Here is a 15264-nt window from a genome sequence, read left to right as displayed (position 1 = left end):
TCGACTTTCTCGAACAGACGCGGCAGCAGAATGTCGCTGGGTTTGTTGATCACCAGCCCCAGGGCGCCACGCTCGCTGTGCTCGCACATGAAGACCACACTGCGCGAAAACAATTCGTCGCTGAGGTTGGGCATCGCAATCAGAAAATGATTGGTCAGGTTGATGGGGGCAAAATCAGCGGACATGCACGGATTTTAAGCCGCCCGCTCCCCCCATCCATCCAGTCAAGCGCGATGAACAAATACGATCAAGGCCTGATGTGGTTCAGGCGCGATCTGCGGGTCGAAGACAACCATGCGCTCTCCAGCGCGCTACAGGCCTGCCGGCGCCTGTGGTGCGTGTTCGTGTTCGACACCGACATCCTCGATCCGCTGCCGCGCGCGGACCGGCGGCTGGCGTTCATCCGCGCCGCCTTGGTGGAGCTGGATGAACGGCTGCGCGCGCTGGGACAAGAACACAGGACCGACCATGTCGGCCTGATCGTGCGCCACGCGCGCGCCATGGACGAAATCCCCACGCTGGCCCAGCGTCTGTCGGTACAGGCTGTGTTCGCCAACCACGACGACGAGCCCGCCGCGCGCGCGCGCGACGCCCATGTGCTGGGTGCGCTGGCCCACGCCGGCATCATGTTCCACGGCTTCAAGGACCATGTGATCCTGGAACGGCGCGAGCTGCTGACCCAGGCCGGCCACCCCTATGGCGTGTTCACGCCCTACAAGAACGCCTGGCTCAAAACCGTGGAGGCGCAGCACCTCGCACCCCATCCGACCGCCGGCCACGCGGGTGCGCTGGCGCCCGTGCCCACCGAATGGAGAGGCCCTATTCCCCGCCTGTCCGACATCGACTTTGAAGACAACGCCAGCGCTTCGCTGAAGACCGCCACCGGCGCCAGCGGTGCGCGGCAGCTGTTTGAAGACTTCGTGCAACGCATCGACCAATACGAGCAGACGCGGAATTTCCCCGCCGTGAAAGGCCCGAGTTACCTCAGTGTGCACCTGCGGTTCGGCACCATCTCCATCCGCCAGGTGGCCGCCGTGGCCTGGCAAATGCATTTGCAGGGCATGCAGGGGGCAAGCACCTGGTTGTCCGAGCTGATCTGGCGCGATTTTTACCACCAGATCATGGCCAACTTTCCACATGCCATGGAAGGCGCCTTCAAACCCGAATACGACCGCATCAAGTTTGAACACGGCAAGCACGCCCAGGCGCTGTTCGCGGCCTGGTGCACGGGCCGCACCGGTTACCCGCTGGTGGACGCTGCCATGGCGCAAATCAACCAGTCGGGCTACATGCACAACCGCCTGCGCATGGTGGTGGCCAGTTTTCTGGTGAAAGACCTGGGGCTGGACTGGCGCTGGGGTGAGCGCTATTTCGCCGAGCAGTTGCTCGACTACGACCTGGCCGCCAACAACGGCGGTTGGCAATGGGCCAGCTCCAGCGGTTGCGACGCCCAACCCTACTTCCGCATCTTCAATCCGGTGAGCCAGAGCGAGAAGTTCGATCCGCAAGGGAAATTCATCCGACGCTACCTGCCCCAGCTCGCCGCCCTGCCCAACCCGGTCATCCACGCACCCTGGCGGGCCAACGAGGTGGAGCTGGCGGCCGCCGATTTGGTGCTGGGCCAGGACTACCCCATGCCTGTGGTGGACCATGCCTTGGCGCGGGAGCGCACGCTGCTGCGGTATGCGGTGGTGAAAAAGCCGGGCAAGCTCCCGACCTGAAGCAGCGGCCACCACTGCACCCCGGGAACGGGGCGCAGGGCGGTGTTCTCTTTAAGCTTCGGCGACGGCCTGCGCGTAGCGCGCCACCAGCGCCAGCAGTTCGTCTTCCGAGTAGGGTTTGCCCAGGTAGTGGTCCACACCCAGCTCGCGCGCATGCACCCGGTGCTTCTCGGCAATGCGCGAGGTGATCATGATGACCGGCAAGCCCGCCAGATTGGCGTCGCTGCGGATGTTGCGCACCAGGTCGAAACCGTCCATGCGCGGCATCTCGATGTCGGTCAGCACCACCGTGGGCCGCTCCACCTGCAAGCGTTCCAGCGCTTGCAAGCCATCGCTGGCCAGCGTCACGCGGTAGCCTTCGCGTTTGAGCAGGCGCTGGGTCACCCGGCGCACCGTGATCGAATCGTCCACCACCAGGATCAGCGGCACCATGCTGGCGCTCATGTCCGGCACCGCTTGCGCGTCGCTGGACACCGCCGGCATCATTTGTGCGTTCTGCGCCACCCAGTCGCGCACCTGGCTGCCGTACACCGAAGCCAGCGCCACCGGGTTGTAAATCAACGCCACGGCGCCCGAGGCCAGCACCGACATGCCGGCCAGACCGGGCAGCCGCGACAGCTGCGGCCCCAGGTTCTTGACCACCACCTCTTGGTTGCCCAAAACCTCGTCCACGTGCATGGCCACGCGCTGGGCCGCGCTTCGGAAGATCACCACCGGCAGCGTGCGGCCCTGCGGCTCGTTCGAGTGGGCCGACGACTGCAGCAGCGCACCGGTCCAGTAGAAGGGCACGTCCTCGTCGCCCACGCGCAGGCTGTTGTTGGCGTAGGCCTGGTTCAACTCGTCGCTGGGCACCCGGCGCACCAGTTCCACCACGTTGGACGGCACACCAAAGGTCAGAGCACCGGCCCGCAACATCACCACCTGCGTGACGGCGGTGGTCAGCGGCAACACCAGCTTGAAGCTCGTGCCCTGGCCCTCGCGGGTCGCGGTTTCGATGCGACCACCGAGCGCGATCACGTCGGCACGCACCACATCCATGCCAATGCCACGGCCGGCCAATTCGGACACCTCGCTGGCGGTACTGAGACCGGGCGCAAACACCAGTTGCGCGGCCTGTGCGTCGTCGAGCTCGGCGCCCGATTGCACAAAGCCCTGGGCTTGCGCCTTTTCGCGCAGGCTGGCGAGATTGAGACCCGCGCCGTCGTCCAGGAACACCACCGACACGTCGTTGCGCTCCTGAGCCAGGCGGATTTCGATCTGGCCTTCGGCAGACTTGCCCGCCGCCAAGCGCGCTTCGGGCATCTCGATGCCGTGCACCACGGAGTTGCGCAACAGGTGCTCAAACGAAGCACCCATGCGGTCCAGCACACCTCGGTCCATTTCAATCTGACCGCCCGAGATGTCGAGCCGCACCTGCTTGCCGGTTTCTTTGGAAGCCTGACGCACCACCCGGTACAGGCGCTCGGAAATACCTTCGAATTCCACCATGCGCGTGCGCAGCAGATCGCGCTGCAAATCCCGCGTCTGGCGCCCCTGGGCCACCAGACCGTCTTCCGTGGCCTCCACGGCGCGCTGCAAATTGCGCTGCACGGTGGCGACGTCGTTCACCGACTCGGCCATCATGCGGGTCAGTTCCTGCACGCGCGTGAAACGGTCGAATTCCAGCGGGTCGAACGATTGATCGGCATCGCGTGCCTGGGCCAAACGCGACTGCATTTGTGTTTCGGCCTGCAGTTCGATGTCGCGCAGCTGCTGGCGCAAGCGGTCCAGGTTACCGGTCAGGTCTTTGAGCGAACCACGCAGCGTGACCAGCTCGGACTCCATGCGCGAACGCGTGGTGATGACCTCACCCGTCTGGTTCACCAGGCGGTCGAGCAGCTCGGGACGCACACGCACGGCAGCACCGGCGCGGGCCTGCGACCGAACCGGGACCCGGGGCATGGTGAGGCCGGACAGATCGGTGCCGCCGGTGGCTGGCGCTGCGGGCAGCGCCGTGGATTCGGCAGGCTGCGGCGCGTCGTCGAAACGGGATTCGGGCGCCGCATCCACCGGCGCCTGCTCGGGCGCGCGCTGCACCACGCCTTGCAAGGGCAAGTCGGTGTGCCGCAACAGATCGAAGCGCGCCATGATGGCGTCGAAAGCCGTCGACAAAGGCTCCAGCGCTTCGCTGCGCTGCACGTCGGAACCCAGGCGCTCGGCCACGGTTTCCATGCGGTGCGCCATTTCACCCAAACGCAGCGCACCCGCCAGACGGGCGCTGCCCTTGAGCGTGTGCAAACTGCGCAAGACCTCGGCACGCGCACTGGCGTTGTCGGGGCGGGCCACCCATTGGCGCAAGGCGCCGCCCAGCAAAGGCAGCAACTCGTGGGCTTCTTCGGAAAATATCGGGAACAGGTCGATATCGATGGTGTCGAGCACATCGATGTCGTCGTCGATGTCCTGCACCGGGCCGGAACGCACCGGCTCGCTCGACGACAGCGGCGAGAACTCCGTCACCTCGTGGGCAAAGGCCGTGGATTCGAAATCGCGGCCTTTGTCTGCGATGGATGGCGCTTGCGGCGCAGCGGCCGAGGCATCTGCCCACTGCCCCGAGATGTCGATATCGGGCGCTGCGGCGGCACTGGCGCCCGGCGGTGTATCGGCCACCACAGCGGTCGACGACTCGGACGCACCCGCGATCCATTCGTGCACCACCTGGTACAAAGCAGCCAGCAACTCGGGGTTGGCCTCTTTCAGGAAACCGGCGGCAAACTGGTGCAGCAGGCGGCGTATCTCTTCAGCAGCATCCACGAACAGCTGCGCTTGCTCCGCGCTGGCGGCCCTTCCTTCTTGCTGGTGCGCGCCCACAGTTTCGATGGCATGCTCCAGCGCACGCGCGATCTGGGACAAGGACTGAAACCCCACCGTGGCAGAACTGCCCGCCAGCGAATGCGCCAGCGCACCGGCCTGCTCCGGAATGGTCTCGTGCCGTTCCAGATTCCACTCGGCCAACGCGGTGCCCAGCCGTCTGGACCATTCGTCGGCTTCGTTCAGGTAGACGTTGTAGAGCTTGAGGCCGATGCGCAAAGATCCGATCAGCTTGGTCTGCTCGTCTGGCACATCCGACCCGCTGCCCGTGAAATCCATGCTCCCATCGGCAGGCGGCAAGGCCTCGGACAACACGGGCTCCAGGCCCTGCGCATCGACTTCGTCGAAGCTGGCTAGCGCGTCCGTGGCGTCACCCGTATCGATGATTTCGACATCAAGGCCGTCGCCCGGCTCAACGAGGTCAACGGTGTCAGCGGCCTCGATCTCGACTTCCGGTACCAGGGATTCCGCCTCGGGCGGCTCCGAGCTGGGTTCCTCTACATGCAGCGCATCGGCTTCGGCTACAGGAACCGGCTCAACCGGCAGCTCCACCGGCGAGAACTCGGCGGACTGCTCCAGAGCTTGGTCAGAAGCGTGCTTGGCCGACACCTGCGCCAACGCATCCAGATCAAAATCCGCCAGCATGGGCGGCGCCTCGGGCACGTGGCCCGGCACATCGGTGAACAAGCTGTCGGGACTCAGATGGTCTGAGTCGACAAAATCGGCCTGTGGCAACTCGGCATCCAGCTCCAGCGGCAGATCAAAATCCGGCTCTTCGGTGGCGGGCGATTCGGCCTGATCCAGAGAGGCAGACTCGGACACCGGTTCGGGCGCCTGAGGCGGGTCCACGACCGCGTCGGCGGCCATCGCTTGCGGCTCCGCCATCTCAGCGCCTTCCGCTTCGGGCGGCGCCACGGTCGTGCCGTTCAGAGGCAGGTAGCGGGCCTCGTCGCGCCAAGCCTGGGCGCTGAGCTGGAACGGTCGCGCGGACCAGGTGTCGTCGGCACGGTCGGTGATGTCTTGTACCCAATGACCAAACGCCTGCAAAGCTTCACCGGAGAGCTTCAGCAAATCGGGGCTGGCGGCACGCTGCTCACCCAGCAGCGTATTGAACAATTGCTCCATGGACCAGGCCGCTTCGCCAAAGGCCTGCAGACCCACCATGCGGGAACTGCCCTTGAGCGTGTGGAAGGCGCGGCGCAACGTGGTCAACTCTTCCAGTTGGTCTGGAGACGCCTGCAGCGCGGTCACGGCCTTGTGCCCGTTGGCCACCACTTCCCGCGCTTCCTCCAAGAAAATGTCCAGCAGATCGTCTTCTTCGTTGTCGGCACCCGAGTCATCGGCGGGCGTGACCGATTCGCGGAATGGCGCACTTTGCGACAACCCGACCAAGGCTTGCGCGCCGGCCGCGGCATCGTTGCCCGCCACCGCTTCGGCGGCCCGGCTGGCCGCCTGCGCCACCTTGGTCTGATCGGCCAAGCCCGCCTGGGTGGCCAGCTGATCCAGTTGTTCGCTCAACTCGCTCAGGTTGATGCCGTCGTCTGCTCCATCCACCACCCGCTGGACCTGCTCACGGATGGCCTGTACGCCCTCGTCCGCGACCACACCTCTGGCGGCCGCAGGTGTGCGCCCCATCAGGGGCAGCAGCAAGCCTTGTTCTTCGTCGAAAACAAACAGCTTCTTGGCCAAGGCCGGCTGGTAGTTGAGCATGTCCACCAGAAAGCTCAGCGCGCTCAGGTTGTTGCCCAGTTGCTGGAAGGTACCGGCTTCGCGCGCCCTGGCTTCATCGACCTCGGTGTCCAGTATCTGCTCCACCGTGCTGCGCATGCGCGCAACGGTCTGCACCGCCTGCTCCAGACCCAAGACCGAGAGCACGCCCCGCATCTGCGCCAGGTGCGAGATCGCGACATGCAGGCCACCCTTTTCGTGCGGCGTCCTGAAAAACTGATCCAGCGATTTTTCGGCTTCGTTCAGCGAGACCTTGAGTTCGCCCACCACGCTGCCCATGGTCTGGCGATCGCTGACGGAGCGGTACAACAGCTCCATCCACGGTTCCAGCGGCTGTGCAGGAGAACCACCCAGCACGCGCTCCAGGCGCCCGGCCAACGCCTGGGTGCGCTCCGTCAGTTCCGGGGTATTGGGGTCAAAGTCGGAAAAAACGGCCTCTAGATACAAGGTCGTGGTGGCCACTTCCATCGCCAATTCGGGCTTGACGCCTTCGGGCTCCCGAGCGGCCAGATCAACCGCCTTGACCAGCGCCTGGGCCAGCACGCTGCTGGCTGGGTGCAATTTCAACAGGGAGTCGCAGACCAGACCGAACTGATCGATCACGGGTCTGGCCCGGCTCGCGTCTCCACCGGAATACAGCGACCAGGCCTCTTTGGCCGAATGGATGCGCTTGCGCGCCTGCGCCAAGATCGCTGGGTCGTACAGACCCAATGTCGCCTTCTGGTAATCGACCGCCTTGCTAGCCCCCAGACCAAAAGCTTCGCGCACAGCCTTCAGGTGCACAGCCGCTGTGGGCAGCTCGCCCTGGACTTGCGTGCAAAAGAACAGCAGGTCGTGCAACAGGGTTTCAGAAACCTGGCTCTGACCTTTCACCATGCTGGCGAACTGCATCAGAATGCGCGAGCCCGCCCGCTTGGTGTACACGTCAGGGCTCAACAGCTTGTGCCCCAGCGCTTCAAAAAATGCGGCAGCGACACGCCAGAACGTGGTTTGCCGGGGTTCGCTCGCACCTGCAGACAAGCCCGCACACATGCGCGCCAGCTGGAGCGCCGACGCCAGACTGTTGGTCTTGACCACCAGCAGCACCAAACGATCAAACAGGGAGCGCAGGCTGGCGTCTGCCTTCAAGGCCTTGGTATCGACCGGCGCTGCCACGTCAACGCCGCGCTGCTCGTAGGGCCACAGATCCGAAGGATGCACACGCTCGGCCGCCGCCAGTTCCTGCACGTCGCGGTACTGGGCAAACAAGGCCACGGGCTGCATGGGCTTGTTGTTGAGAATGGCTTCGAGGTATTCCACCAGCGCAAAACTGGCCTGCTCCACCTTGGTGGCGGCCCGCTCATCACAATCTTGCGGGCGCTGCACAAAGCGCTGCACCGCCGCCTCCGTGGCTCTGAGCACCTGGGCCGGCGCCTCCAAACCCACCATCTCCAGCGCGCCCACCGCCTGGTGCAACTGCTGCCGTGCCACCCTCAAGGAACTCGGGTCGGCTGCCTCCAAGTCGTCGTGGCGCGATTGCTCGGTTTCACGGATGAAACGCTTGATGGCCTTGTTGGCCGCATCCAGCGATTTGCGCAATTCCTCGAACACCCAGGCCAGCGGTCCGAGGTCGGCAAGCGGGACATCCGTCAACGGGCTTTCGGCATTGGTCTCGAGCATGGTGTGTGTCTGGTTGATCCGCTGAACGGCCGGTCAGGCGATCTTGAAACGTGCCACCGACTGGCGCAATTCCTCGGCCATGACGGAGAGCTCTCGCACCTGCTGGGCCGTGGATCGTGTGCCCTCACCGGTTTGCTCGGTCACCGCAAAAATGTGCTGGATATTGCCCGCCACCTCGTTGGCCGAATCGGCTTCGCGGGAGGCGGCATTGGAAATCTGTTCGATCAGCTCGGCCAGTCGGCGCGACACCCGATCGATCTCGGTCAGTGCGGTACCGGCGTTGTCCGACAGTTTGGCTCCTTCAACCACACCCTGCGTGGATCGCTCCATAGCGGCCACCGCGTCCTGGGTATCGGTCTGAATGGTCTTCACCAATGCCGCGATCTGCCGCGTGGCATCGCCCGAACGTTCGGCCAGCCGCTGCACTTCTTCTGCCACCACCGAGAACCCGCGCCCGGCTTCACCGGCGGACGCGGCCTGAATGGCGGCGTTCAAGGCCAGCACGTTGGTCTGTTCCGTAATGTCGGAGATCAGCTCCGTGATTTCACCAATCTCCTGCGACGATTCGCCCAGACGTTTGATCCGCTTGGACGTGTCCTGGATCTGGTCGCGGATGGCGTTCATACCGCCAATGGCGTCCTGCACCGCCTGGAAACCCGACTCGGCCGCTTGCAGCGATTGCCGCGCCACCGTGGCCGACTCCTGCGCTTGACCGGACACCTGGTTGATGCGCTGTGCCATCTCCAGCACCGACTCACCGGTGTCGCGAATTTCACGCAGCTGCTCGGTGGACGCCGCCAGCAGTTCGGTGGAAGTGCTCTCCACCGCCGACGTGGTCTGGGCCACACGCGTGGCCGTGGCCTGCACGTTGCCCACCAGCGAGCGCAACTCCTCCACCGTGTAGTTCAAGGAGTCGGCGATGGCGCCGGTGATGTCCTCGGTCACCGTGGCTTCCTGCGTCAAATCACCTTCGGCCACCGTCTGCAATTCGTTCATCAACCGCAAAATGGCGGCCTGGTTCGCGTCGTTCACCCGCTTGGCACTCTGCTCCAGCGATTCTGCTTCCAGCCTTTGGCGCTCGGCCACCGATTGGCGCTGCCGGCTGTCCTGCAGCTGCACGTAGGCCAAGCCCACCGCGCACAGCAAGGCAAACAAAGCCGCGAGTGTCAGCGCGGCGAGCTGTCCGCCACCCAGCCCCGAACGCGAGGACAGGTCGGCCTGCAACTTCTGCAACCCCAGGCGCAAGGGTTCGCTTTCTTCGATGATCTTGACCTGCGCTTCGCGCGCAGAAACCAAGCCCTGCAGGTTGCCCAGAATCGCACCCGCCTCGGTGCGGGTTTCGGCATAGAGCGCCAACAGCGCTTCCAGCCGCTCGCGCACCTGTGGGTCGCGCGCCGCGTTCAGCCGCAGTTCCTCACTGCCGCCCAGCAGGCCATCTGAAATTTCACGGAAGGTGTTCAAGTCCTTGCCCAACAGGAACACCGCCTCGGGGCTCACACCCTCCATGGTCAAGAATTCGTTGGCCGATTTACCAATCCGCTGCGTCAGCATCACCAACTGACCAGCCGCCGAGATTTCGGCTGCCGGCGCGTTCTGCTGCAACTTCAGCGACGAAATGGTCTCTGCGATTTCCAGCAAATCGGAAGACTGGCGGTTGATGATGCGCAGCGCGTTGCCGACTTGCGTCAAGATGGCCTGCTGCTCCAGCACCACACCGGCGTTGCGCGCGGCGTTGTCGACCTGGGGCATCAGCTCGTTCAATTGCGGCATGAAACCCTGCTCGACCGGATCCATGGACAGCTCGGCACTGCCTTGCTGAAGCCCGTGCACGGTTTTGAACATCACATCCGAACTGTCACGCACCTCAGGGAAGGCTGCGGCGCTACCGATCAGCGCTTGCGACACACTTTTAGCAAGGCGTTGCGACTGCATCAGGGCCCGACCGCTGGCAGCCACCTGTTGGCCCACCTTCTCGGTCTGGTTCAGCGCATAAAAGGTCACGCCACCCAACACGGCCAGTCCCACGGCCAAGAAGATGGCCAATGTGCGCTGGTGCTGTTCCGCGGGTTTGGTGCCCAGCAAAGGCAACGACACCTGCCCCTGACCTTGTGCACCGGACGCTTCCCCCCGATCCGCCAGCCGGCTTTCAGCAAAATCGCCGGAGACCTCCGACGGCTCGGGCGCAAGGCTGGCAGCTGCGATTTCGGCCATCTGCTGATCGGAGACACCGCTCAAATCCGGCTCGTCACTCGCATTTTTCTTGAACAGTCCCTGGAATTGATCGAGCATGGCCATGGAAAAACCTTCCAACAAAAAAAGGAAATGCAAAGCGCGGCCGCTACGGCCTCTGCGCCTCAACTACTAGGCCGCAATGGCCAAAAATTCGGATTCGTCCGCCAGCAACTGCAAGTCCAGCTCCTGCCAAGCCTGTCGCTGATGATCGAGCAAACACTGTGCGAAATAGGGAGGGGCGTCCGGCGCCTTGCCGATCATTTCGACGAACATGGACGGGTTGCGCAAACCCAGCAGCCGGTCCACCCAAAGAACCGCGTTGACGCCCAAGGCGGTGTGCAGGCTCAACAGCCGGGACTCCGATGTGACACGTTCGGCGTCGCGCAAGGCCAGCGCTCCGTTGTCGACACCGCCGACCAGCCGCGCCAGATCGATCACGCCATGCAAACCACCCCGCAGGCTGGCGACCCCCAGATACCAGGGCTTGGTATAGGGCACGCTTTGCACAACGGCCCACGGGAAAATTTCACCCGATTGAACGAGGGGTATCAGATAGCGCTGCCCTCCCGCTTCCACCGCCAGCCACGACGCGGTCGCCGCCTCAGACTTGGCCGCGGACAATCGAAGCGCCAGACGTTCCTGCAGTTCTTTAAGTGACTGTCGATTGGCCATGCTCGGTGTGTGAGGGGTGTGATCCCTGGATTCAGCCCAGCGCCCGGATCTTGGACAACAGCTCCGCGCCGTCCACCGGCTTGGTGATGTAGTCGCGAGCACCTTGCCGCATGCCCCACACCCGATCGGTCTCTTGATTTTTACTGGTGCACATGATGATGGGGATGTCGGAATATTGGGGATCCCGCGCAATCGCCCGGGTCAACTGAAATCCATTCTGACCCGGCATCACAACATCCATGAGAATCAATTCCGGCTTTTCCTCTCCCAGCCGACGAAAGGCCTCTTCGGCATTCTCAGCGGTGCGAACTTTGTAGCCGTTTTTACTCAGCAAGTCCGAGAGGAAAAGAAGCTCGGTCTTGGAATCGTCGACCACAAGAATGTTCTGAATACTCATCGTGCTGCTCCTGAGGGGGTTGCGCCAAACTGCTGCACCGCTTGCAACAACTGGTCTTTGGTAAATGGTTTGGTCAGGTACTCTTGCGAGCCCACCATGCGTCCACGGGCCTTGTCAAAAACCCCGTCTTTGGAGGACAGCATCACCACCGGAATGTTGGCGAAGCGGGCATTGCGTTTGATGATGGCGCAGGTTTGATAACCGTCCAGACGCGGCATGAGGATGTCGCAGAAAACCAGATCGGGCTGGTAGTCGTTGATCTTGGCCAGGGCATCAAAACCATCATCGGCCAGCAGGACTTCATGGCCGCCCTGCTTGAGGAAAATCTCCGCGCTGCGGCGAATGGTATTGCTGTCGTCCACCACCAGGACTTTGAATGCAGTCGTTGTGCTCACGTTCCGGTTGCTCCCAATATCTGATGAAAGAAATGGCGCTCATCCAGCCATGTGTCATGGCACCCACGTCTCCAAAACAGTCGCCCTGACCCGGGTCCACCTACCTCAGATCTGCACCATTTCGAAATCTTCCTTGCGTGCCCCGCATTCTGGGCAGGTCCAATTCATGGGAACCTGATCCCACGGGGTTCCAACTGCAATACCGTGTTCCGGCGAGCCTGCGGCTTCATCGTATATCCAGCCACAAATCAGGCACATCCAAGTCTTGGTATCGGTCATGTTTACAAATAGGCGGTGTCATAGAATGCGCCATTGTATCGAGCGATGAACAGCGATCGGGATCCGCTGGCTGCTGGTTTGCCCTAGGGATGGCAATGGTAGCCTGCACGATGCGATTCACACACCAGCCCATGTCCGACCATCTCGACACACCCGACCCCGCCGAAGAAAATGCGCCCGGTGAACTCGCTTTGCCCTGCGTCATGGTGTTCAACGCCAACGACCCCAGTGGCGCCGGAGGCCTTGCCGCCGACATCGCCGCCATGTCCAGCGCTTCGGCCCACGTACTGCCGGTTGTCACCGGCGCCTATGTGCGCGACACCTCCGAGGTGCACGACCACATAACGTTTGACGAAGAAGCGGTGTCCGAGCAGGCCCGATGCGCGCTGGAAGACATGCCGGTACAGGCCTTCAAGGTCGGCTTCGTGGGCAGCCCCGAAAACCTGAGCGCCATCGCGGAAATCACCACCGACTACGCCGAGGTGCCGGTGATCGCCTACATGCCGGATTTGTCCTGGTGGGACGAGATGTCCATCGAAACCTATCTGGATGCCTGCGCCGAATTGCTGCTGCCCCAGACCACGGTGCTGGTGGGCAACCACAGCACCCTGTGCCGCTGGTTGCTGCCCGACTGGGAAGGCGACCGCCCGCCGCATGCGCGCGATGTCGCGCGCGCCGCAGCGGTGCACGGCGTGCCTTACACCCTGGTGACCGGCTTCAATGCCGCCGATCAGTACCTGGAAAGCCACCTGGCTTCGCCGGAAACCGTGTTGGCGACTGCGCGCTACGAACGTTTTGAAGCCACCTTCTCGGGTGCAGGCGACACGCTGTCGGCAGCGCTGTGCGCCCTGATCGCGGGTGGGGCCGATCTGCAAACCGCGTGTGCCGAGGCCCTCACCTACCTGGACCAGTGCCTGGATGCGGGTTTTCAGCCCGGCATGGGCCACGCCATTCCCGACCGCCTGTTCTGGGCCCACGACGACGAACCCGACGAATCTGCCGCAGCGGTGGAACCGCCCTCGGACAGCACGCTGGACCTGAGCGACTTCCCGCTCGACACCACCAAGCATTGACACCACGCCCGCCGTTTGCCGGCCGCGCAAGCACGACGCGCCCGGCAAACCGGGTCTGCCGCCGCTGCGGCGACCCCGAACCCGTTCACCCCATTTTCCAAGTCCTGCCATGACCGACCGCAACCAAGACCTGTTTGACCGCGCCAAGCGCCTGATTCCCGGCGGCGTGAATTCGCCCGTGCGTGCCTTCAAGGCCGTGGGTGGAACACCCCGCTTCGTGCAGCGCGCACAAGGCGCCTACTTCTGGGACGCCAACGACCAGAAGTACATCGACTACATCGGCTCCTGGGGTCCGATGATCCTGGGCCATGGCCACCCCGCCGTGCTGGATGCGGTGCAGAAAGCCGCCCTAGACGGCTTTTCTTTCGGTGCACCGACCGAGCGCGAAGTGGAGCTGGCGGAAGCCATCGTCCAGCTGGTACCCAGCATCGACATGGTGCGCCTGGTCAGCTCGGGCACCGAAGCCGGCATGAGCGCCATCCGCCTGGCCCGTGGCGCCACCGGCCGCAAGAAAATCCTGAAATTCGAAGGCTGCTACCACGGCCACGCGGACGCCCTGCTGGTGAAAGCCGGCTCTGGCCTGGCCACCTTCGGCAACCCCACCAGTGCCGGTGTGCCGCCCGAGGTGGTGCAGCACACCATCGTGCTGGAGTACAACAACGTGGCGCAGCTCGAAGCCGCGTTCACCGAGCACGGCCCCGACGTGGCCTGCCTGATCATCGAGCCCATCGCCGGCAACATGAATTTCGTGCGCGCCAGTGTGCCGTTCATGAAGCGCTGCCGCGAACTGTGCACGCAGCACGGTGCGTTGTTGGCGTTCGACGAGGTGATGACCGGTTTCCGTGTTGCGCTGGGCGGCGCACAAAGTGTTTATGCCCAACTGATTCCGGGCTTCGAGCCCGACATGACGGTGATGGGCAAGGTCATTGGCGGTGGCATGCCGCTGGCCGCTTTTGGTGCCAAGCGCGCGGTGATGGAACAGCTCGCGCCGCTGGGCGGCGTCTACCAGGCGGGCACGCTGAGCGGCAACCCGATCGCCACCGCCTGCGGTCTGGCCACGCTGAAAGAGATCCAGAAGCCCGGCTTTTTTGAACAGCTGTCCGCCACCACGCGCTCGCTGGTCAACGGGCTCAAAAGCGCGGCAGCGGCCGAGGGCGTGCCTTTCAGCGGCGACAGCCAAGGCGGTATGTTCGGCGTGTTTCTGTTCGACGAACTGCCGCAGAACTACGCCAAGGTCATGACCACCGACAACGCCCGTTTCAACAAGCTGTTCCACGGATTGTTGGACCGTGGCGTGTACATCGCGCCGGCCTTGTACGAAGCCGGCTTTGTAAGCGCGGCGCACACGGCACAGGACATCGCCGACACCGTCTCGGCCGCCAAAGAAGTCTTCAAGACCCTGTAAGGACAAAAGGCACTCCGCTCAAAGCGAAGTGCCTTCATTCAAGGTCACCGCGGAACCGGCTCTGCCGGGCCGCCAGTGGCGCCCCCTTGGGGGGGGTGACGCGCGGCAGTCGCGGCGCGGGGGTCGGCTAAACCTTGCGGCGCGGGGGGAACCATCAGTGCCTGAAATGGCGCACACCAGTCGTCACCATCACCACACCGCGCTCATCCGCCGCATCGATCACTTCCTGATCGCGCATCGAACCACCGGGCTGGATCACGCAGCTCGCACCTTGGTCGATCACCACATCCAGGCCATCGCGGAAGGGGAAGAAGGCATCGCTGGCGACCGCTGTGCCTTGCAGCGTGAGCTTGGCGTGACCGGCCTTGATGCTCGCGATGCGGGCTGAATCCAGGCGGCTCATCTGACCGGCGCCCACGCCCATGGTCATGCCGTCTTTGCAGAACACGATGGCGTTGGACTTCACAAACTTCGCCACTTTCCAGGCGAACAACAAATCTTCCAGTTGCTGCTCCGTGGGCTGCAGCTTGGTGACCACTTTCAAGTCAGCGCGGTTCAACACATGGTTGTCGGCGCTCTGGATCAACATGCCCGAGCCCACGCGCTTGGTGTCGCTGGCGTTGAGCCCTTTGTCCCAAGCCGTTGCGCCACCCGGTGGCAGCGCAATTTCCAGCACGCGCACATTGGCCTTGGCTTTGAAAATGGCCAGCGCTTCCTCGCTGTAGCCCGGTGCCATCAGCACTTCCACAAACTGTTTGCTCACCGCTTCGGCAGCGGCTTTGTCCACCGGGCGGTTGAACGCGATGATGCCGCCGAAGGCGCTGGTGGGGTCGGTCTGGAAGGCCTTGCTGTAGCT

At 63.6% G+C, this 15264-nt stretch carries 10 protein-coding genes and 1 pseudogene; 3 read left to right on the top strand and 8 right to left on the bottom strand.

The window, feature by feature from the left end; genetic code table 11:
- A partial coding sequence (locus ABYB95_RS05445; RefSeq protein WP_372657443.1) for a YqgE/AlgH family protein occupies positions 1-185 on the bottom strand: 185 nt, incomplete at its 3' end.
- Positions 186-233: 48 nt separating this feature from the next.
- Between ABYB95_RS05445 and ABYB95_RS05440 the strand changes: the two genes are divergently transcribed.
- On the top strand, positions 234-1721 hold the full coding sequence (locus ABYB95_RS05440) for a deoxyribodipyrimidine photo-lyase (protein ID WP_372657442.1): 1488 nt from the start codon (positions 234-236) through the stop codon (positions 1719-1721).
- Positions 1722-1772: 51 nt separating this feature from the next.
- Here the strand turns inward: ABYB95_RS05440 and ABYB95_RS05435 are convergent, their stop codons facing one another.
- The 6 genes from ABYB95_RS05435 to ABYB95_RS05410 all read right to left on the bottom strand — a co-directional run bounded on the left by ABYB95_RS05435 (position 1773) and on the right by ABYB95_RS05410 (position 11930).
- Positions 1773-7955, bottom strand: coding sequence for an Hpt domain-containing protein (locus tag ABYB95_RS05435; protein ID WP_372657441.1), 6183 nt, complete (start codon positions 7953-7955; stop codon positions 1773-1775).
- Between the two features lie 33 nt (positions 7956-7988).
- Positions 7989-10250 carry a methyl-accepting chemotaxis protein gene (locus ABYB95_RS05430; RefSeq protein ID WP_372657440.1) on the bottom strand — a complete coding sequence of 754 codons (2262 nt, stop codon included), beginning with the start codon at positions 10248-10250 and terminating at the stop codon, positions 7989-7991.
- A 66-nt stretch (positions 10251-10316) separates the two neighbouring features.
- Positions 10317-10859 (bottom strand): chemotaxis protein CheW, encoded by a 543-nt coding sequence (locus tag ABYB95_RS05425; RefSeq protein ID WP_372657439.1) that lies wholly within the window; start codon positions 10857-10859, stop codon positions 10317-10319.
- Positions 10860-10890: 31 nt separating this feature from the next.
- A complete protein-coding gene (locus tag ABYB95_RS05420) occupies positions 10891-11256 on the bottom strand; it encodes a PleD family two-component system response regulator (protein WP_372657438.1) in 366 nt (121 codons plus the stop codon).
- Positions 11253-11651, bottom strand: a complete 399-nt coding sequence (locus ABYB95_RS05415) for a PleD family two-component system response regulator (RefSeq protein ID WP_372657437.1) — start codon at positions 11649-11651, stop codon at positions 11253-11255. Before ABYB95_RS05415 ends, ABYB95_RS05420 begins: the two co-directional genes overlap by 4 nt.
- 105 nt (positions 11652-11756) lie before the next feature.
- Entirely contained in the window at positions 11757-11930 is a 174-nt protein-coding gene (locus ABYB95_RS05410) for a rubredoxin (RefSeq protein ID WP_372657436.1), read from the bottom strand.
- 131 nt (positions 11931-12061) lie between these two features.
- Here ABYB95_RS05410 and ABYB95_RS05405 point away from each other — a divergent pair, with 131 nt between their 5' ends.
- Both ABYB95_RS05405 and hemL read left to right on the top strand, forming a co-directional pair.
- Positions 12062-13003: a hydroxymethylpyrimidine/phosphomethylpyrimidine kinase gene (locus ABYB95_RS05405; RefSeq protein WP_372657435.1), complete on the top strand. Its 942-nt coding sequence runs from the start codon at positions 12062-12064 to the stop codon at positions 13001-13003.
- Between the two features lie 109 nt (positions 13004-13112).
- A complete protein-coding gene (hemL, locus tag ABYB95_RS05400) occupies positions 13113-14408 on the top strand; it encodes a glutamate-1-semialdehyde 2,1-aminomutase (RefSeq protein ID WP_372657433.1) in 1296 nt (431 codons plus the stop codon).
- Between the two features lie 154 nt (positions 14409-14562).
- Here hemL and purH read toward each other — a convergent pair.
- Positions 14563-15264: pseudogene (gene purH, locus ABYB95_RS05395) on the bottom strand (bifunctional phosphoribosylaminoimidazolecarboxamide formyltransferase/IMP cyclohydrolase); the annotation flags it as partial.

This window comes from Hydrogenophaga sp. (assembly GCF_041633695.1).
In the GTDB taxonomy this organism is placed as follows: domain Bacteria; phylum Pseudomonadota; class Gammaproteobacteria; order Burkholderiales; family Burkholderiaceae_C; genus Hydrogenophaga.
Note: the sequence above shows the minus strand (reverse complement) of the source record. Positions and strands in the feature narration are given on the sequence as shown.

Bases quoted from the DNA above. Each gene is read 5' to 3' on its own strand.
- ABYB95_RS05410 (WP_372657436.1), bottom strand. From the start codon at position 11,930: ATGACCGATACCAAGACTTGGATGTGCCTGATTTGTGGCTGGATATAC.
- ABYB95_RS05430 (WP_372657440.1), bottom strand. From the start codon at position 10,250: ATGGCCATGCTCGATCAATTCCAGGGACTGTTCAAGAAAAATGCGAGT.
- ABYB95_RS05425 (WP_372657439.1), bottom strand. From the start codon at position 10,859: ATGGCCAATCGACAGTCACTTAAAGAACTGCAGGAACGTCTGGCGCTT.
- ABYB95_RS05405 (WP_372657435.1), top strand. From the start codon at position 12,062: ATGTCCGACCATCTCGACACACCCGACCCCGCCGAAGAAAATGCGCCC.
- ABYB95_RS05440 (WP_372657442.1), top strand. From the start codon at position 234: ATGAACAAATACGATCAAGGCCTGATGTGGTTCAGGCGCGATCTGCGG.
- ABYB95_RS05420 (WP_372657438.1), bottom strand. From the start codon at position 11,256: ATGAGTATTCAGAACATTCTTGTGGTCGACGATTCCAAGACCGAGCTT.
- ABYB95_RS05435 (WP_372657441.1), bottom strand. From the start codon at position 7,955: ATGCTCGAGACCAATGCCGAAAGCCCGTTGACGGATGTCCCGCTTGCC.
- hemL (WP_372657433.1), top strand. From the start codon at position 13,113: ATGACCGACCGCAACCAAGACCTGTTTGACCGCGCCAAGCGCCTGATT.